This window comes from Propionispora hippei DSM 15287 (assembly GCF_900141835.1).
Lineage (GTDB): Bacteria > Bacillota > Negativicutes > Propionisporales > Propionisporaceae > Propionispora > Propionispora hippei.
This window is the reverse complement of the sequence record NZ_FQZD01000009.1, coordinates 110,147-130,023: the sequence shown is the minus strand read 5'-3', so window position 1 is coordinate 130,023 and position 19,877 is coordinate 110,147. Positions and strand designations below refer to the sequence as shown.

Annotated in this window: 15 protein-coding genes; 11 read left to right on the top strand and 4 right to left on the bottom strand. The window is 53.4% G+C overall.

What is annotated here, in order from left to right; genetic code table 11:
* Nucleotides 1-141: 141 nt before the first annotated feature.
* Together F3H20_RS06810 and polX are read left to right on the top strand one after the other, a co-directional pair.
* Nucleotides 142-2,079 (top strand): penicillin-binding protein, encoded by a 1,938-nt coding sequence (locus tag F3H20_RS06810; protein ID WP_223191659.1) that lies wholly within the window; start codon nucleotides 142-144, stop codon nucleotides 2,077-2,079.
* A 5-nt stretch (nucleotides 2,080-2,084) separates the two neighbouring features.
* Nucleotides 2,085-3,809 carry a DNA polymerase/3'-5' exonuclease PolX gene (gene polX, locus F3H20_RS06805; protein ID WP_188128223.1) on the top strand — a complete coding sequence of 575 codons (1,725 nt, stop codon included), beginning with the start codon at nucleotides 2,085-2,087 and terminating at the stop codon, nucleotides 3,807-3,809.
* A 122-nt stretch (nucleotides 3,810-3,931) separates the two neighbouring features.
* Here polX and F3H20_RS06800 read toward each other — a convergent pair whose 3' ends face one another.
* A complete protein-coding gene (locus tag F3H20_RS06800) occupies nucleotides 3,932-4,195 on the bottom strand; it encodes an alpha/beta-type small acid-soluble spore protein (RefSeq protein ID WP_149734193.1) in 264 nt (87 codons plus the stop codon).
* A 433-nt stretch (nucleotides 4,196-4,628) separates the two neighbouring features.
* On the opposite strand from F3H20_RS06800, the gene F3H20_RS06795 reads away from it, so the two are divergent.
* The 6 genes from F3H20_RS06795 (at nucleotide 4,629) to F3H20_RS06770 (ending at nucleotide 12,022) form a co-directional block, all read left to right on the top strand.
* Nucleotides 4,629-4,820 (top strand): aspartyl-phosphate phosphatase Spo0E family protein, encoded by a 192-nt coding sequence (locus F3H20_RS06795; protein WP_149734192.1) that lies wholly within the window; start codon nucleotides 4,629-4,631, stop codon nucleotides 4,818-4,820.
* A 32-nt stretch (nucleotides 4,821-4,852) separates the two neighbouring features.
* Entirely contained in the window at nucleotides 4,853-5,965 is a 1,113-nt protein-coding gene (gene alr / locus F3H20_RS06790) for an alanine racemase (RefSeq protein ID WP_149734191.1), read from the top strand.
* 403 nt (nucleotides 5,966-6,368) lie between these two features.
* A complete protein-coding gene (gene ald, locus F3H20_RS06785) occupies nucleotides 6,369-7,487 on the top strand; it encodes an alanine dehydrogenase (protein WP_149734190.1) in 1,119 nt (372 codons plus the stop codon).
* Nucleotides 7,488-7,772: 285 nt separating this feature from the next.
* Entirely contained in the window at nucleotides 7,773-8,828 is a 1,056-nt protein-coding gene (locus tag F3H20_RS06780; protein WP_149734189.1) for an HD-GYP domain-containing protein, read from the top strand.
* Nucleotides 8,829-9,010: 182 nt separating this feature from the next.
* On the top strand, nucleotides 9,011-11,044 hold the full coding sequence (locus tag F3H20_RS06775; protein WP_149734188.1) for a methyl-accepting chemotaxis protein: 2,034 nt from the start codon (nucleotides 9,011-9,013) through the stop codon (nucleotides 11,042-11,044).
* A gap of 198 nt (nucleotides 11,045-11,242) precedes the next feature.
* Nucleotides 11,243-12,022, top strand: a complete 780-nt coding sequence (locus F3H20_RS06770) for a CheR family methyltransferase (protein ID WP_149734187.1) — start codon at nucleotides 11,243-11,245, stop codon at nucleotides 12,020-12,022.
* A gap of 129 nt (nucleotides 12,023-12,151) precedes the next feature.
* On the opposite strand, the gene F3H20_RS06765 is transcribed toward F3H20_RS06770, so the two are convergent.
* Entirely contained in the window at nucleotides 12,152-13,315 is a 1,164-nt protein-coding gene (locus F3H20_RS06765; RefSeq protein ID WP_149734186.1) for a D-alanyl-D-alanine carboxypeptidase family protein, read from the bottom strand.
* A 265-nt stretch (nucleotides 13,316-13,580) separates the two neighbouring features.
* Nucleotides 13,581-13,973: a hypothetical protein gene (locus F3H20_RS06760; RefSeq protein ID WP_149734185.1), complete on the bottom strand. Its 393-nt coding sequence runs from the start codon at nucleotides 13,971-13,973 to the stop codon at nucleotides 13,581-13,583.
* A 210-nt stretch (nucleotides 13,974-14,183) separates the two neighbouring features.
* Here F3H20_RS06760 and F3H20_RS06755 point away from each other — a divergent pair, with 210 nt between their 5' ends.
* A complete protein-coding gene (locus tag F3H20_RS06755; protein WP_149734184.1) occupies nucleotides 14,184-14,858 on the top strand; it encodes a Crp/Fnr family transcriptional regulator in 675 nt (224 codons plus the stop codon).
* Nucleotides 14,859-14,910: 52 nt separating this feature from the next.
* Here the strand turns inward: F3H20_RS06755 and F3H20_RS06750 are convergent, their stop codons facing one another.
* Complete coding sequence (locus F3H20_RS06750; RefSeq protein WP_149734183.1) at nucleotides 14,911-17,049, bottom strand: cell division FtsA domain-containing protein; 2,139 nt, start codon at nucleotides 17,047-17,049, stop codon at nucleotides 14,911-14,913.
* A gap of 323 nt (nucleotides 17,050-17,372) precedes the next feature.
* Between F3H20_RS06750 and F3H20_RS06745 the strand changes: the two genes are divergently transcribed.
* Entirely contained in the window at nucleotides 17,373-18,212 is an 840-nt protein-coding gene (locus F3H20_RS06745; RefSeq protein WP_149734182.1) for a DegV family protein, read from the top strand.
* Nucleotides 18,213-18,250: 38 nt separating this feature from the next.
* Nucleotides 18,251-19,855 (top strand): DAK2 domain-containing protein, encoded by a 1,605-nt coding sequence (locus F3H20_RS06740; RefSeq protein ID WP_149734181.1) that lies wholly within the window; start codon nucleotides 18,251-18,253, stop codon nucleotides 19,853-19,855.
* Nucleotides 19,856-19,877: the final 22 nt, after the last annotated feature.

Here is a 19,877-nt window from a genome sequence, read left to right as displayed (position 1 = left end):
TGTTTGACGGTATCCGGCAGGTAAAGACAGCTTTCATATAGTATATATAATCATAGTCTGCGAATACTTCCAAGAAAGGCTTGAAAATACATGAGCATACGTCAACCGATACAAACTGCGGCACCGCGGGTGCAGCGCCGCATGGCAATATTGTTTACTCTGCTGCTGTTGGCCGTTACCGGTCTGATTGGGCGAATTGCCTGGATTCAGTTTGTCGACGGCAAAAATCTTGCTTTGAAGGTACAGCACCAACTGATCGACAATAAAGTGTTGCAATCGCCGCGCGGTACAATCTATGACCGCAACGGACGGGAACTGGCGCTGAGCTGTCTGACAAAATCCCTTTATGCCGATCCGGGCATGCTGAAACCGGATAAGGAGTCGGTTGCTGCTGTTCTGGCGCCGGTATTAGGCATGAATGTGGGTGTCTTGCAGGAAGCGCTGGGGCGGGAGGGGCATTTCGTCTGGTTAAAGCGCATGCTGGATGCCGATGTTTCTCAGAAAGTGGCGGAATTGATTGAAAAGAATAATATAAAAGGTTTAGGTTTCATCGAGGAAAGCAAGCGTTACTATCCTAACGATACCTTGGCGGCCCATGTGCTTGGTTTTGTCGGAACCGACGACGTCGGCTTGGAGGGCATGGAACTTGCTTTGGATAAAGTGATCAAAGGCAAGCTGTCGGAAGCTACGATTGAGACGGACAGTCATGGCACTCCTATTTTTAAGTCTATCTTTAATTTTCTGCCCCGCAAGGAAGGCAAAAGCGTTAAGCTGACCTTGGACAGCACTATTCAATTTATTGTGGAGCAAAGCCTGGATAAGGTGATGAGCGCAACCAAAGCCAGCGCGGCTACGGCAATTGTGATGAACCCCCGCACCGGGGAAGTGCTGGCTATGGCCAGCCGTCCGGGGTATAACCCCAATTATTTTGGCCAGTACAGCGAAAAGGAATGGAAAAACCGGGCCATTTCAATTATTTATGAACCAGGCTCCACCTTTAAAAGCGTTGTTGCCGCCGCGGCCTTACAGGAAGGGCTTGTATCGCCGGAGGAACGGTTTGTCGATACCGGTTTTGTTGAGGTTTCCGGCCGGCGTATTCGCAACTGGAGCGGTGAAAGCTACGGAAATATCTCGTTTACCGATATAATAAAGCAATCGATCAACACCGGCTTTGTTCAGGTCGGGATGCGGGTTGGCGCCGTTAAGCTCAATGATTATGTACGGAATTTCGGGTTTGGCAAAACAACCGGCATTGAGCTGGAAGGGGAGGAAAGCGGTATTTTGTTTGATCCTCACGAGATGAGGGATTCCGATCTGGCGACTATGTCGATCGGGCAGAGTATTGCCGTAACGCCGCTGCAGCTTATTACCGCCGTATCGGCCATTGCCAATGACGGTGTATTGCTAAAGCCGCATATTGTAAAAGAAATGCTGAATGCTGACGGCAGTGTGTTCAGCGCGACCCCGACCGATGTCGTCCGGCAGGTAATTCGATCCGATACAGCTCATACGCTGGCGGGCCTGATGGAAAAGGTCGTGTCCGAAGGCGGCGGGAAAAATGCGTTCGTTCCCGGCTATCGCTTTGCCGGCAAAACGGGTACGGCGGAAAAGTTGAATGAAAAGAGCGGTGGCTATGAAGCCGGCCATTACATTGCCTCCTTCGTAGGCTTCGGGCCGGTGGAAGATCCGCAAATCAGCGTTTTGATCGTCATTGACGACCCTGACGGCATGTATTATGGCGGCGAAATTGCAGCTCCGGTGTTTAGCGAGATCGCTTCCCAGATTATGCGGTATTTGAATATTCCTCCTTCGACCAATGCACTGCCCACGACCAATACTGCCGCATTGCCGGCCCAAACGCCGCCGCCCGCAGCGCCGGCTGTGGCGGCGTCGGCGACAGGGACGGTGGCGATGCCTGACTTGTCCGGTAAAACGGTGCGGGAGGCGGCGGAAATTCTGGACAGGCTCGGGCTGGCCATGTTGCCGGTGGGAAGCGGGGTGGCGGTGAGCCAAAGTATTGTGCCGCAGACGCCGGTCAACTCCGGCAGTGAAATAACCGTGACATTTGAGGCAAGGTGATGGCGATGGACAGACAGAAACTGGCGGAGTTGCTGGCAACTATGGCGCTGCTATTGGAACTTGCCGGAGAAAATACTTTTAAAGTACGGGCCTATCAGGGCGCCGCCCGGGCAATTGGCAAATCAACGGAGGATTTGGATGAATTGTACCGGAGCGGCAAGCTGGAAACAATCAAAGGAATTGGCCGGGCTATTGCCCGGCATATTGCGGAATATGCCGAAACCGGAACAATTGAAGAATACCGGCAGCTTAAGTCGACTGTGGCGCCGTCCTTGCTGGAATTGGTCAAGATTCCGGGGCTGGGACCGAAAAAGGCAATGGCCGTTCACGCGGCTCTCGGCGTCGACTCCATCGGCGAGCTGGAATATGCCTGTCGGGAAAACCGGCTGATCGCCCTGAACGGGTTTGGCGAGAAAACACAGCAGGCCGTACTGCGGGGGATTGAATATATGAAAAAATTCCAGGGAAGTTTATTGCTGGCTGAGGCGTGGCCTTTGGCGGAACGCATAGCCGCTTATTTGCTGGAGCAGGACGGGCTGACGGCCGCCCGGGTAGCCGGCGCTGTCCGGCGGCGCTGCCCAACCGTGCGGGAAATCGTCATTGTAGTACAGGCCGATGCGGCCGGGCTAGCCACGCTGGAGGGCATTTTGACCGCCATGCCCGGTGTGGAGCAGGTAACAAGCCCGGAAACAAGCTGTTTTCAAGCTGTATTGTCGGTTGGAATTTCGCTGCTTGTCCGGGTAGCCGCGTTGGAGGATTTTCCGGCGGCTCTATGTCTTTTTACCGGCAATGACCAGCATGTGGCGGAGCTCAGACGCCTGGCAGGTGAACAGGAATGGACTCTGGCCGACGGCCGGCTGGTGAATGCCGACGGGAAGGCGGTGCCGCTGGCGGCTGAAGAGGATATATACCGGAAGCTGGGCCTGAGTTACCCGGAGCCGGAGCTGAGAGAAGGCCAGGGGGAAATCGCTCTGGCGGCGCAGCAGCGCCTGCCGGTGTTGGTACAGCCTGGCGATCTGCGCGGCGCCTTTCATATGCATACCACCTACTCGGACGGTACGGCCAGCTTGGCCGCTATGGGCGAGGCTGCGGCGACGCGGGGCTGGTCTTATATCGGGATAACCGACCATAGCCGGACGGCCGTGTATGCCGGTGGTCTTTCGCTGGAGCAGATACGGGCACAGCGTCAGGAAATCGAGCGGCTTAATGCCAACCGGCCGGACTGCCTGATTCTGGCGGGAATTGAAAGCGATATTTTGCCGGACGGTTCGCTGGATTATCCCGACGATATACTGGCTCAGTTTGATTTTGTTATTGCTTCGGTGCATTCGGCGTTTCGCCAAAGCGAGGCGGAGAAAACCAAGCGATTGAAAAAGGCTATGCAAAATCGCTATGTCACCATGCTGGGGCATCCTACCGGACGCATCCTGCTGGCCCGCGAGGAGTATCCCTTGGATATGACGGAGATCATTCAGACAGCGGCGGATACAGGGACCATCATTGAAATTAACGCCAGTCCCTACCGGTTGGATTTAGACTGGACCTGGTGCCGGGTGGCCAGGGAAAAAGGAGTTCTTTTGTCGGTCAATCCCGATGCCCATGGGGTGGCCGAGCTGGATTCTGTCATTTACGGTGTGGCGGTTGCCCGTAAGGGAGGGCTAACGGCGGCCAACCTCTTAAATACCAGAGAACGGCCGGATATGCTTACGCTGCTAAGGCGCAAAAGATAAGGGCCCGGCCGACTTGCCGGTGCCCTTGCTTTTTTGTCAAATAAATAGCCGGCTACATAGTAAGCCGGCGGGAAAACCATAACAAGGCGGTTATTAGCCGCCTTGTTTGTATGGGGAGAGGATTAAGCCTTGTTGTTCGCGTCGTACTGAGCAGTCAGCGTACCGCTGGTGCTGCCAGTGCTGGCGCCGCCCATCGAGGATTCATATTGTTCGATCATCTTGCGGACCATATGTCCGCCTACACGGCCGCAGTCGGCAGAGGTCATGGTCGACCAGCCCTGCGAGCGGACGCGGTCGGCGATGCCCAGTTCAGAAGCTATTTCCAGCTTCATGCGATCTAAAGCGTTTTCCGCAGCGGCGTTTACAGGTTTGTTGCTTCTTGACATTGATAATCACCTCCTTGATTTCGTAGTAAGGTTATTATCAACCAAAATGAGCAGCCTTATGCCGCAAGTCCAACGTTAAATAGTGCCAGTACTGGTAATAACTCCGGCTTTTTTTGTTATATTGCCGGGCCGGATTAAGTCTGATTCATGGTATTTGCCGGACTTTTTCGTCCTTTTGGCCGTCGAAAAACAAAGGGGTATTGGACAAAATTTGCTATTGAACAGTGCCAAGGCACAAGTTATAATGAGGTATATTATGGAAGCAGAGGCAGCGGATTCTATATTAGAGAAAAAAATCAAATGCTGTCTGCCATTTCCGGCGAGAGAACCGGAGAGAAATCGTGCTCGGAGAAGTAGAAGGTACGTCAAACTGTCTTAGCGGAGGCTCCGGAGGGCAGTGAAGGGCGCAAAGCAAGGGGAAAGGAAGAAATGAATGTTTGACCTGATAAAACAGCAGCAATTAATCGAGAAGGAGCGTTCCAGGCTGCATGAGCTGGTAATTGCTAAGCGAGGCAATTTCGCAGACCCGGAAGTAAATGAATTAAGCGCCCATTTGGATAGGTTGATTGTAGCGTACGAACGGAGTAAAATGAAAAAGAACAAAGGGCGGCAGTTTCAGCTATGACGAACTGAGGTTGCGCCGGAGGAGGGATTCGTATGCTGACTCGGCCGGTATGGGCTGAAATCAATATGTCGGCTATAGAGAACAATATCAGGAATATAAAGGCGTTGCTACAGCCTAAGACTAAATTTTGTGCTGTGGTAAAAGCCGATGGCTATGGCCATGGCGCGGTGGAAGTGGCCAGGCTGGCCCTGCGGGAGGGGGCCGATTATCTGGCGGTAGCGCTTTTAAGTGAGGCCATTGAATTGCGGCAGGCCGGCGTGACGGCGCCGCTTTTAATTCTGGGTTATACGCCGCCGGAGCAGGCACAACTGCTCGTCGCTTATCAGATTACTCAGACAGTCTATAACGAGGATATGGTCAGGGCTTTGTCCAGGGCGGCTACTCACAGCGGCAAGCTGGCCAAGGTCCATATAAAGATAGATACAGGCATGGGACGCATTGGCATCCGGCCGGAGGACGCGGCGGATTTTGCCCGGTTGGTTAAGGACTGTCCGGGCCTTGAGCTGGAAGGGGTATTTTCGCATTTGGCGGCTGCTGACAGCCAGGACAAGAACTATGCCCACCGCCAGTATGCACTCTTTACGGCGGCGCTTCAGACGATCCAGGAGGCTGGCATTGCGGTGCCGCTCCGGCATATCGCCAATAGTGCCGCTGTTTTGGATTTGCCGGATATGCAACTGGATATGGTCCGACCCGGCATTATTCTGTACGGCCTGTTGCCTTCGGCGGAAGTACAGCCTTCTTTTTTGCTTGAACCGGCGATGAAGCTAAAGGCACGAATCAGTCATAGCAAGGAAGTACCGCCCGGTACGCCTATCAGCTATGGCTGTACCTTTGTGACGGACAAGCCCAGTGTGATTGCCACTTTGCCTGTGGGCTATGCCGACGGCTGGAGCCGTCTGATGGCCGGTAAGGCCAGTGTACTGGTAAGGGGCCGGCGGGCACCATTGGTCGGCCGTGTATGTATGGATCAGTGCATGATTGATGTTACCCATATTCCCGAAGCCCGCGGCGGCGATGAGGTGCTGCTGTTTGGCGGTGCAGAACTGCCGGCCGACGAAGTGGCCCGCCATATGGGGACGATTAATTATGAAGTAGTCTGTATGGTCAGCAAACGAGTCCCTAGAATCTACATTCGGGACTAGTGTCTCATCCGACAGAAATCTGCAGCAGACCACCGGCCCCTTTTGCCGTCAGTCTTCGTTGTCGTCGACTTGCATATAGCCGATATGCGCGTCTCCTCCGTCTCGCCTGACGGCAAAAATTCTCGGTGCCATACTACATCTTTCCATCGGATGAGACACTAAATGGAAACATAAGTTTCCAAAGGAAACGAATCATACCTGATATGGAATTAAAAGTAACCAAAATAGGGAAACTCATCAAGCTTTTGGCTGGTGAGTTTCTTTTTTGTCCATGAAAGGGATGCTGTTAGTAAGGGTGATAAAAAAGTATTTTATTTTTTATTGTTTTTTATAAAGTTGGCATGAATCATGCATAATATAAGAACGTTCCATTACTTTGCACATTCAGTTGGGGGAGATAGCAATGATTATTGGTGTGGTAAAAGAAATCAAAAATAATGAAAATCGCGTCGGCCTGACGCCGGCGGGAACCGAGGCGCTCTGTAAGTCGGGGCATGTTGTACTTGTGGAAAAATCGGCTGGTGTAGGCAGCGGCTTTTCCGACGAAAGTTACCAAAAGGCGGGCGGTACCATACTGGCCGACAAAAAGGGACTGTTTGATAAAGCGGAAATGATTATTAAAGTAAAAGAGCCGCAACCGTCGGAATACGATTTGTTCCATGCGGGGCAAATTCTCTTTACCTACCTGCATTTGGCGCCGGAACCGGAACTGACCAAAGCGTTGCTGGATAAAAAGGTAGTGGGGATCGCTTATGAAACGATTGTAGGCCACAATAATTCTTTGCCCCTCTTGTCTCCCATGAGTGAAATTGCCGGCCGTATGGCTGTGCAAATTGGCGCTCAGTTTCTGGAAAAGCCGAACTCTGGCAAGGGCGTCCTGCTAGGCGGCGTTCCCGGTGTAGCATCGGCCCAGGTAGTCATTGTCGGCGGTGGTATCGTCGGCACCAATGCCGCTAAAATTGCTGTAGGCATGGGAGCCAGGGTAACAGTAATAGACCGTTCGGTGGAGCGGCTGGGTTATTTGGACGACATTTTTGGCGGACGGATTGTTACGGTTATGTCCAACAGTTATAATATCGCTCACTGGGTGCAAAAAGCCGATCTCCTGATCGGTGCTGTATTGCTGCCTGGGGCGAAGACACCGAAACTGGTGACCGAGGCCATGGTAAAATCAATGGAACCGGGCTCGGTTATTGTTGATGTAGCTATTGACCAAGGTGGCTCGGTGGAAACGATTGACCGCGTTACGACGCATAGCGAACCGACCTATACAAAATATGGCGTAGTCCATTATTCGGTAGCCAATATGCCGGGAGCGGTTGCCCGTACCTCGACGCTGGCATTAACCAATTCCACCTTGAATTACGCTCTGCAGATCGCCAACAAAGGCTATGTTCAGGCTGTCAAAGATGATGCCGGGCTGGCAAAGGGCGTTAACGTGATTGACGGTAAGCTGACCTATCAGGCTGTGGCTGAGGCGCTGCAGCTGCCTTACACCCCGTTGAACGACGTATTGAAATAACTGTAAAGACCTGAAAAGCTCTTCCCATTGTCAGTAGGCAGGCCGCTTGTAGCGCGGGTCGCCTGCCGGTGGGGAGAGTTTTTTTGCATTGTTCGACAAAATAATATTTTTATCGAATATTTTGTAGTCGTTGCGAGGATTTTATAATATACCGGAGAAATACGTAGTACATAATTTTGCCATACCATATAAGTAATGTAGATGACGGGTTAGCGGGGCACGCCGGCGGCTCGCTGTTTCAATCTGCAGGCATCTGACCGGAGTAGGTCTTGTGTGGAGGGTGTCGTGTTTTCTAATCAATACAGAGTAAAAACGGAAGAACTGAAACCGGGGATGATTGTGGCGCAGGCGGTTGTCTCCGAGACCGGGCAGGTTTTGCTGGAACAGGGCACATTATTGACGGAGGGCTTCATCCAAAACCTCATTAAATGGCAGGTGCCTTATGCGGTAGTGGTTATGCCCTATAAAATCCGTTCTGTTCAGCGTCGCTTTTTTTCTTTTTACGAGGATACGCTGCGCATGATTACGCGGACTTTTGAACGGGTGCGGACGTTTAATGAGGTGCCTGTTGCCGAATGCCGGGAACTGGTGGACAGTTATATTGAACTGCTTGTCAACGTGGTCGGCGTGGTCGACCGGCTGTACCGGGTAAAGGCCCATAACGAGTATACCTTTCAGCATTCACTGAATGTGGCCATTTTGTCGGGCGTTTTAGGAAAGTGGCTTGGGTTTAAGGGGCAGGAGCTGAAGGATATCATTCTGGCCGGACTCCTCCATGATGTGGGTAAATTGCTGATTTCCCAGGATATACTGGATAAGCCGGGCCGACTTACTGATGAGGAGATGCGGATTATTAAAACCCATCCGGCCCATGGCTATGACCTTTTGTCAAGGTGCCCGGAGCTTCGCGAGGAGGTACGGCTGGCCGCTCTGCAGCACCATGAACGGGAGGATGGCAGCGGCTATCCGGTGGCGCTGGCGGGCAAGGAAATTCACATATATGCTAAGATTGTGGCTCTGGCCGATATTTATGATGCCATGAGTTCGCAGCGGGTATACCGGCAAAGATTACGTCCGTTTACGGTAGTGGACAATATCCTGCAGGATATGCAGGGCAAGCTGGACCCCCGAATCTGTATCACTTTCCTGTCCAACTTACGCCGCTTTCTTTTGGGTAGTTCGGTATTGTTGAGTGACGGAAACAGGGCTAAAATTGTCTGGCTTAATGATCTGCTGCGCATCAGGCCGGTAGTAAGGCTGGACTGCGGCAGTGTGGTGGATTTGGCAGAAGAGAAACAACTGGACGTTGTGGCGCTGTTGGATGACAGTCCGGAAGCGTAGAGGAAATAGTGTCGATTGATGACAACATATTTGGCAGCGGCATTGAAAAGTAAGGACATAAAGCGTAGGTCAGGACTATTTGCTGCTATAACTGCCAGGTTGCTGTTGAGGTCGTTGAATGGATAGCAGACCGGCTGTCCATTTTTATTTGAATAGATGAAAGCAGGGGAGATTTGAGAGCTATGAAAGTAAAAAATATGCAAAACCGATTATTGATCATGTTGTTGCCATTAGTATTGGTGGGACTGAGCATCCTGGCCGGTGTCAGTTACTATCTGTCCGCCGGTGCCTTGCGTGACAGTGTTGATCAAACTGCCAAGGCGGTAGGCACCGATTATGCCAATCAGATTCAGGGCGATGTCCGCCTGATGATGGCGCAATTGGCCGACCTGGCCAGTGTGCAGCGTGTCCGGTCAGGGGCGGACAAGGGACAGATCGTGGCGGCCATGGCTGAGGCTAAAAACCGGTTGGGGGCTTTTGATGCCGTAGTGTTCATTTTCCCGGACGGCACGGGGATTAACAGTGAAGGAAACACAGCCAATTATGGCGAGCGGGATTATTTTAGAAAGGTAAAAGCCAGCCAGGACGCGGCGGTGTCGGACCCGCTGGTCTCCAAGACAACCGGAAAACTGTCGGTGGTGCTGGCTGTACCGGTGATTTATAATAATCAGCTTACCGGTGTATTGGTGGGGACGGTTTCGGTGGAGCGGCTGACCGCCAAGATTAAGGATCTGACTTTTCTGGACTCGGGTTACGGGCAGATTAGTGACGATTCAGGACTTATTATTGCCCATCCGAAACGGCCTGATCTGGCAGGCAAGCTTAGCCTGCGGGAGAAAAAGATTAATTCTGAGTTAAAGCTGCAGCAGGATGAACTGGATGACCGGTTGATTCAACTGTTTAAGGCGGCTGCCGACGAAGGAAAACAGGCGCGTGGAGTATATTCCTTTGTGGATGGCGTGACCAGGATAGCGGTGACCACACCGGTTGATTTGCCGGGCGAGCAGCGCTGGGTGGTGACGGTAGCGGCGCCGGAGGTGGAAGCTACCCGGCAATCGGCAGCGCTGGCGAAAGCCATGCTGATCATCTCGATTATCTCGCTGCTGGTGGTTGGCTCGTTCATTGTACTCATCGCCAGGCAGTTGGCCAGACCGATTGCGATTATCCGTGATGAATGTCTCTTGCTGGCCCAGGGTGATTTGCGCGACCGGGAGGCTAGAGTCAGGACCGAGGACGAAATTGGACAGTTGGCGCAAGGGTTCCGGCAGATGCGGGATAATCTACGGGCCTTAGTGATGAAAATTCACTCTCAGTCGGATCAACTGGCCGCTTCCAGCGAGCAACTGACGGCCGGTGCCGGACAGTCGGCACTGGCGGTTAACCAGGTGGCCGATTCGATTACCACGGTGGCGGCCGGTTCGAGCGAGCAAATGACAGCGGTCCGGGAAACCGTCCAGGTGGTCGAACAAATGTCGGACCATATCCAAAAGCTGGCGGAAGATACCGTTACCGTTGCCGCCCAGTCGGCCCAGGCTGCCAGCCAGGCCAATGACGGCGACGCGGCGGTTAGCCGGGCTATTGAACAGATGAATCAAATTGAAGAGACCGTTACCGGTTCGGCCCGGCTGGTAACCGAGCTGGGTGAACGGTCAAAGGAAATCGGGCAAATTGTGGCTACCATCTCCGGTATTGCCGGGCAGACTAATTTGCTGGCGCTCAATGCCGCTATTGAGGCGGCGCGGGCCGGTGAGCAGGGCCGTGGCTTTGCCGTAGTGGCGGAAGAGGTGCGCAAACTGGCCGAGCAGTCGCAACTGGCGACCGAGCAGATTGCCGCTTTGATCAATAGCATTCAGACGGAAACGGATGAGGCTGTGACGGCGATGAATAATGGCACGAAAGAGGTCAAGCTGGGAGCTGAGGTTGTTGATGCCGCCGGTCAGGCTTTCCGGGAGATTGTTGCGCTGATCAATCAGGTTTCCGGTCAGGTGGAAGGATTCTCGGTAGCCATCGGGCAGTTGACTCAGGGCAGCCAGCAAATCGTGGAGTCGGTCAGTCAGATCGAGAACCTGAGCCGGAAGACGGCCGGCGAGGCTCAGACTGTATCGGCTGCCAGCGAGGAGCAGTCGGCTTCCATGGAGGAAATTGCTTCTTCCAGCCAGAGCCTGGCTAATCTGGCCACGGAGCTTAGGGATTCAGTCAGCAAATTCCAGGTATAGAGCCGGGGTACAACTAAGACTGAGCAATAGGAAAAAATACCGGTGCTGTAGCGTACCGGTATTTTTTAGTAGGATTATCAAGGATTATGTCGAATAATTAAAAGGATTATATCGCATAACAGCAGGCGGGGCGGTCTTCGCTACAGGTCGGATAACCGGATATGAAGCAGACTATAAGAAAATTTGGGGGTCGTGTACATGGACGAGAAAGACTGGGAGAGCTTTAAGCAAAAATTGAACAGCAAGTCGGGCATTAACCTGAACGATTATAAACCGGCTCAAATGCAGCGGCGGATTGGCAATTTGATGACCCGCCACGGCGTACATACCTATATGGATTTTTTTGCTCTCATTGACCGCAATCCGGTGCTATATAAGGATTTTATCGACTACCTGACCATCAACGTCACCGAGTTTTTCCGGACGCCGGAAAAGTTCAGCGAACTCGAGAGCAAAGTTCTGCCCGAGCTATTGGCGAAAAGCCCGAAGCTGAATATCTGGAGTGCCGGCTGCTCTATTGGGGCTGAGCCTTATTCGCTGGCGATGATTCTGGCCGATATGACGCCCAATAGCAGACACCGGATTCTGGCAAGCGATCTGGATGTGGAAATTCTGGCGAAAGCACAGAAGGGTATCTATACCAGCAATGAATTTAAGAATATTTCCCAAAGCCGGGCCAGCAAGCATTTCAAACAGGAAAATGGTCAGTATGTGATCAGCAATGACATTAAATCCCGTGTGGAGTTTAAGCGACACAATCTGCTCTTGGATAAGTTCGATTCGGGTTTTGATTTGATACTCTGCCGCAATGTGGTTATTTATTTCACGGAAGAGGCCAAGGATGCCCTGTACCGGCGGTTTTTGGCAGCCCTCAAGCCGGGCGGCGTGCTGTTTGTCGGCGGTACCGAGGCTATTTTGAATTTCCGGGAGATCGGCTTTCAGCAATACCTGCCGTTCTTCTACCGTAAGCCCTTTTAGTACCTTGATAAGCTCGTAAGGTTTTTTGTCCCCCAAGGCGGCGGAAGGCCGCACATATCGGCCCTATGTGCGATGGTTGGAAAAAGAAGGTAAGCTTAGCTAGGTATTTAGATGATGCAAGGTGCCGGTCTAGAGAGCACCCCAGCCGGATAGCAGGCGAAACATAGCCGTCAACTGGTTGAGCAGCACCCGTGGCAGCGTGCGTTCCTCAATCGCCTGAGCGGCGACAATATCCACCGTTTTTACCGGTTGGTCGTTGACGTAAAAAATAATTTCCCCGATTTTTTGCCCCTGGTATACAGGGGCGTTTAATTTGTCCGGCAGGTCGGTTTTGACCGTTACGTGGGGAAAATCCTCAGCCGCCACGGTTAGAGCGGCATAAGATGTCACCAGCGCATCTACCTCACCGGCAAAACCGCCCTCAACGGGAAGTACGGCGACGATTTCATTCTCCTGGGCAAATTCATAGAGATCAAAGGCGTTAAAGCCGTATTTGAGCAACTGCATCGAATCGTACCAGCGGTTATGATCATGGAGCACTACGGCAATGAGCTTCTGGTTGCCCCTGGTGGCACTGGACACCAGACAGGGACCGGCTTCGCCGGTCGTGCCGGTCTTAACTCCGTCGGCATCATCCAGCATCCACAACAGCTTGTTGGTGTTGCGTAAGTTTACGTCATGGCCGTTGCCCCGTTTGTCCAGCCATTCGATGGTGGTTTCTTTCGTATTGACAATGTCGGCAAAGATAGGATTGCTTAGAGCATAACGGGACATCCAGGCCAGATCGAAGGCTGTGGAATAATGGCCGGCGGCGCTTAGACCATTGGGGTTACAAAAATGACTGTGCAGTGCGCCTAAGGCCGCCGCCTTTTGATTCATCAGATCGACAAAAGCCTCGCTGGAACCGGCCAGATGTTCGGCAATGGCAACAGCTGCGTCGTTGCCAGAACGGAGTAATAGGCCTGTTACCAGTTCGCGAAGGGAGATGAGCTGACCGGGATACAGGTGCATGGAGGAGCCGGGTGTGGACGAGGATTTAACACTGACCTTGGTCATTTCATCCAGCCGGCCGCTTTCGATGGCCAGAATCGCGGTCAGAATTTTAGTGGTACTGGCCGGGGCGCCCCGTTTGTTCATATTTTTGTTATAGAGAACCTGCCCTGTTTTGGCATCCATTAAAATGGCGGCGTTGGCCTTGATGTCCGGTACTGCTGCTGCCGTTGCCCCGGCTGCTGGGCAGAGGAGCAGGACCAAAGCGAGCAGGCAGGAGCAAAGACGGTTTGTAACAGCCATGATAACCCTCCCGGCAATAGTAGTCACTAGTACCTTGAGTCCTAAGCCGGTGAATACTGACGGTCTATTTGCCGCAACCCTTCGTTGTCGTCAGCCTGCATACTTACGGTATGCTCTTCTTACGTCTGGTGTTGTGAGAAATAGCCTCGCCATGATCCTGCCATTTGAGGTCTGACAAGGTACTCGCCTCTTTCTTTATCCATATATATTTAGCAGGCGGCAGGTTCATGACGGATGTTGCAGAGAAAGACGATATTTGACCGGATTATTCGTAGGGGTATGGCTTTAGCTGTTGCCAATGGTTCTGGATTAATTGTTCGTAGCGCATCATCGCTGCGGTCCGTTCGTTGCGCAGTGCCTGAATGGAGCTTAAGACCTGCTGATTAAAGTGGTATACCTTTTGCTTGGGAATTACGACCGGTTTGGCGTATTCCTGCAGCTTGGTGGCTACCTTGGCATTGCTGCGCCCGCATTTTAGGAAAACAGCCGGCTCCAGCAAATCCGATCCATCATAACGGTTGATCAGGCAATTGGGCTCCAGGCGGTCAAGGATATTTTTGGTTTCTCCCTCATAGATCAGAGCCTGCTGACAACCAGGGCAGGTATTGGTCGCAGGGGAAAGCCAGGTATTGCAGTTAAGGCAGATAAAGCCGGTCATAGCGGCACCTCCGTAGCTTTTCGCGGCGACCGGCCAGACGCCTGGGCCGCCGCAGATATTGTCAGTAGTAAACTGCCCGGAAAGGAAGAAAAATATTTACGCTCCACGGTGCTGGGAATAAAACCTAAGTGACATTTGCAGGATTTAGACTATCGCTTCACTAATTATTATGTAGTAGTAGGCCATTTCTGTCATATTGAGGTGTAGTGTGTGAAACAATTGAATGAAATACCGATATTTTCCGATTTGACGGAAGAACAATTGAGGCAGATTGAGACTTGTACCACCGATCGGCTGTATCGCAAAGGCATGATTATTTTTATGGAAGGCCAGCCTGGCGAAGGGTTCCATTATATACAGCAGGGAAGAGTTAAAATCGTCAAAATATCCGACGACGGGCGGGAGCACATTATTCATTTGTTAGATGAAGGCGATATTTTTGCCGGTGTGGTCCTGTTTAACACCGCGCCTTATCCGGCGACTGCCGTGGCGCTGGAGGATTGCCGGGTCGGCGTGATAAAAAACAGCGATTTGGAACAACTGGCACTGCACAACAACGCTCTGGCTATGCATCTGATTAAAGCGATCAACCAGCGGCTGCTTTATGCCCAGCAAAAAATCGCCAATCTGGCGCTGCATGACGTTACGGCCCGGACGGCGGAAGTGCTGCTGCGGCTGGGTAAAGAAAAAGGGCGGCGCAATGCCGACGGCCAGATTATCATTGAAATGACGCTGTCCCGGCAGGATTTGGCCAGTTTGGTGGGAACGACACGGGAGACGGTCACCCGTACGCTAAGTTCGCTGAAAAAGGGCAAGGTCATTGATTTTGACAGTGGCAGCATGGTCATTCTGAACGAAGCGGCCTTGATGGAATATTTGCCTTAGGCTGAAACAAAGGCTGACGTTTTGCCTGGTGAAAGCATAACGTCAGCCTTTATTATTCGATAATGGTTTTTAAACTGTCTCCCTGTTTGATAGGGGAGGTATATTCGGTGGGCTGGTCATTTAAGAGCAGGGTGACCTTGGCTGTTGGCGGCAGGGAACGGGGATTGAAACGGGCTGCCAGCAGCGCATCGCTGATAATCGGGGCGGGCCGTTCCAGCGAGGTTAATTCCAGCACGCTGCCCGAGGGCACCGGAGTGTTTGGTGTGCAAGGCTTACCGTTTAAGGTGATGGTGTGCTGCACGGTGGGGATGGAGCAGGGGGTGCCGTTAAAGTTGATAACAACCTGCCGTTCCGTTGCCGGGGCAATACCAAGAATGTCACCGGCTGTTGGCGCAGCCGGCGGCGTGAGGGTGATGACATCGCCGGCCTTGACTTTGGTCGACAGCCGGGCGGCTAATTCCTGGCCGTTACGGTGGAGGCCAGGCTGGGGGCGGACCTGGTAGCGCCGTTCTGTACCGTTGATCTGATAAATATACTCTATGGAGGAACCGGTATGGCCGGTTGCTGCCAACACTTCGGCCAACGTGATTGGCAACTGGCAGATGATGGCGGCACGGTCAGTCAGTGGCGTGCCGCCATCTGCCGGTTGACCGTTAACGGTAATGACCGGTTCAATGAGGCATTGGCTGTCGTTAAGGGTAATGGTATAGGGGACGGGGATATCAACCACCTCGCTAAGGGCCGGCGACGGCGTGTTTCCGTCGACGCCGGGTGTGACGCGGAGAATGTCGTTCTCGGTGATGGCATCGTCGTAGGAGGCCGGCTGGCCGTTGAGCAGAATAGAGCCTGGCGTGCAGCGGGTGCCTGGTATAAATTTGGTCTGTCCGTTCACGCTAATGGTGATACCGAGGCCTGGCCGTCCGTGAAGACTGCGGATGTCAATGCCTGCTGCCAGCAGGGCGTCAGCGACTGTTAAATTGCCGAGGTTGAATAGATGGAGCGGGGTATCGTTTAAGGTAACATTGACAAAGTTGAGTGTCCGGCTGCCTGACAGCTTTAAAATGCCCAAGGGAGTAACGGCGTCCGGTGTTTGGAGCGGCGCCGGAATGTTGACCAGGCCGTCGATAGTTTCCGGACGGCGGATGGCTACTCGCCCCGCCGGTACATCCAAGGCCTGCGCCAGCGCTTCGGGCAGCATGGGTGTCAGCGAACCGCCGCCGACGAGCAATACTGCCTGGGGTGCGGTTGTATTGAGTTCGAGAATTTGTGTGGCAATCGACTGGGCTAACTGGCCGACGGTGGGAGCGATGGCATCGAGGATTTCCTGTACGCTTACTTTGTGTGTACAGCCAAGCACATCGACGAAAGATACTTTTTTCGCTTTACCGCTTAACTGGCGCTTTACCTTTTCCGCCACGTTAAAATCCAGCAAGTAGGACTGGGAAATAGCCTCGGTAATTTCATCGCCGGCACAGGGAACCATACCAAAGCCAATGACCGAGCCTTCCCGGGTGATAGCAACATCGGAGGTACCTGCCCCGACATCGACCAGCGTTAGATTCAGGTGGCGCATAGTGGGCGGAATCAGTACGCTGATGGCGGCAATCGGTTCGAGCGTAAGCGTCGCCATTTCCAGGCCGACCGTTTGGATGGCCGATTGCAGGGAGTCAATAACCTGGCGCGGCAGGAAGGTTGCGATAATTTCAATGGTGGCGATTTTCCCGCGCTGCCCGATCAGACTTTTCAGCACCGATTGATCCAGTGAAAAAGTGACGACACTGTAACCTACACAATAGTACAGGGTAGGATCGGCTACGGCATTGGAGGTTGCCAGTTGGTGCTGGGCCGTTTGAATAGCGGCAAGCTCCAGGGCGTGTTCATCCTCGGCGTTCAGCAGCCGGCCATGGGTTTCCAACTGAGCTGTGGAACGGATGGTGCATAAGGCCCGGCCGGCTGCGGCCACCGATACTTTTTTCAGCGGACCGCAGGTTTGCTCCAACCGTTTTTTTACGCTGTCCAGGATACTGGCGACTTCCATGACGTCGTGAATTTGCCCGTCCAGCATGGCCCGTGTGTGATGCTCCTGGCGGTCGGAGGCCAGCAGCCGGATGGCTGTACCGGTTTGTTCGCCGACCAGGCCGATTACGCTGCGCGTGCCGATATCCAAAGCGAAAAACATTTGTTTTTGCATCAGTACACCTCGAAATGGAGAGTATCTTAAAATACTTACTATTTCGAGTTTAATAGACAATTTCCTCTTTGTTGTACGGGAAATTAAGCAGCCGTTGATTTATTCCCGGACATGCTTCATATTGTCAGGATTGACCTGGGACGATATGGAAAAAAGGTAAGTGAAATAGCCCGGGGAACTGTAAACATAGGTAGGCTATTTTAAGGTTTTTGCCGACGCAGTCAGACGGGTCGGTTTGGACGCACAGTACGAATAAATCAAGGGTTATCCGGCTAAATATGGTAAAATAAGAAAACAGAAGGATCGTTGGGGAGGTTAGTGTCATGGCAGGTATTCATTTTGTGGTGGACAGTACGAGCCGGGTGCCGGTGACTATGCTGGCGGCCCATGACAATATTCATGTGGTGTCTTTAAAGATTATTTATGGCCGGGAAGAGTATCCGGAAACGATGCTGGACGCCGCCGCCGTATTCCGCCTTTCCGGAGAGCATCAGCAGCATCCCCGGACATCCCAGCCGTCGCCCGGCGATTTTTTAACTGTCCTTGAGCCGTTGGCGGCGGCCGGTCAGTCGGTCATTGTTTTGACGCTGGCCGGCGGCTTAAGCGGCACCTTTCAGGGCGCGCAAGCGGTGGCGCGGCAGTTGACGGGGGCCAATATCTATGTGGTCGATTCCCAGTCGGTGGCCGGCGGCATGGTTAGTCTGCTTCAGGCCGGTCTGACTTTGGCTGAAAATAATTTGGAGGCCGGGGCGATTGCCGTCCGGCTGCGGCAAATGGCGGAAAAGAGCCAGGCCATTTTCATGGCCGGAACGCTGCAATATTTACACAAGGGTGGCCGGATCGGCAGCGCCGCGGCGCTGGTGGGCAGCATTCTGCAAATTAAGCCGCTGTTGTATTTAGGCCGGGATGGCCGGGTCGGCGTGCTGGATAAGGTGCGGACTCAGGGACGGGCGGTGGCCCGTCTGGCCGATGAGTTAAACCGTTACAGTGGCCTGGAGTTCATTTCGGTGGCTCATATCGGCATGGAAGAGGAGGCGCTGGCCATGCAAGCCTTGCTGGGAGAGCGCTTTCCCGGCGTAGCCGTGGCTTTGGAGGAGCTGGGGCCAGTATTGGCGACTCATCTGGGACCCAAGGTATTGGGGATTATCTATCGGGAACAATAAGGGCTGCAATGATTTGTTGCGGTCAGGGAGGGATTTGCATGCCGCAGGCGGTAGAACTTATTTCCGGCAGCGATTTCCGGCGCATGATTGCCGGGGCATACCGGACCTTTATGCGGGAGCATGAATATATCAATAATCTGAATGTATTTCCGGTGCCGGATGGTGATACCGGCACCAATATGCTGTTGACTCTGGGGGCGGTGGCCAAGGCGTTGGGCGATATAACCGAAGGCGATATCGGTGCGGCCAGCAAGCGGGCTGCCGACAGTGCCATTATGGGGGCCCGGGGGAATTCCGGGGTGATTCTTTCCCAATTATTCCGGGGTATTGCCAGGGGGCTGGCCGGCAAGGAGCAGGCCACTTCATCCGGACTGGGCAAGGCTTTTCAATACGGCGTGCTGTATGCCTACCGGGCGGTGACCAAACCGGTGGAAGGTACTATTCTTACCGTGGCTAAGGGCATTGCCAAGGGAGCCCATCAGGCTGTGCGGGACGGGCGGCCTTTTGCCGATATCCTGATCGCTGCCATTGCCGCCGGGGAAGGTGAACTGCAAAGAACGCCTGAACTGCTGCCGGCCTTAAAAGCGGCCGGTGTGGTGGATGCCGGCGGTTATGGCCTCCTGGTCTTCTTGCGAGGGTGCCTGGACGGACTTAATGGAGAATATGCCGGCCCGGAGAGTGAAATGGCGAGGGAACTAATCCTGGCCGATGGCGTGTCGGCCGAGGTAGTTCACCCGTACTGCACCGAGTTTATTGTCAAACCCTGCAGCATCACGGTGAAAGAGGCTCGCCGGGTGTTGTCGCCGCTGGGCGATTCGCTGATCGTGGCCGAAGGAACCGAGCTGTTGAAGGTTCATATTCATACCGCTCAGCCCGGCCGGGTGCTGGAGTCGGCCATTACCTGGGGCACTTTGCATGATATAAAAATCGACAATATGGCTGATCAAAAGGAACACCATGCCGGAGCGGCTGCTAAGGTACCGGCCGGTGCCAGGCCGGCGGCGCTGATTTGCGTGGCGGCCGGCGATGGGCTGACCGCTATGCTGCGGGAACTGGGGGCCGATTTTATTATCGCCGGCGGCCAGACGATGAATCCCTCGGTGGAGGACATGGTGGATGTCATTCATACCGGCAAGGCCGAGCGTTACATCCTGCTGCCGAATAATAAAAATATTGTGCTGGCTGCTACGCAGGTGCAAAAACTGCTGCCTGACCGGGTGTCTATTGTGCCGACCGCTAATATTCCGCAGGGAATGGCAGCGCTGTTGGCTTTTGATCCGAAGCAGGACGTGACGGCCAATGTGCAGCGGATGACCGAAGCGGCGGCCAAGGTGCGGGCGGCTGCCGTAACGGTGGCGGTGCGGGACAGCTATCTGGCGGAAGAACTGGTGCCGGCCGGCGCTTATATCGGTGTCATTGAGCACCAGGTTCTAGTGCAGGCTCCGTCGCTGCAGCAAGCGGTGACCGGTCTGCTGCAGGCCATTGTCCGGTCGGAAGATGAACTGGTTAGTCTGTATTACGGTGAAGGGGTAACCGCCGGTGAAGCGCAGCAGATTGTGGAACAAATTGGTTTGCCGCAGGCGGAAATTCAGCTCTACAATGGCGGGCAACCCAACTATCTCTTTTTGGTCAGTGTGGAATAAGGCGGCAGCAGCTTAAAAGGAG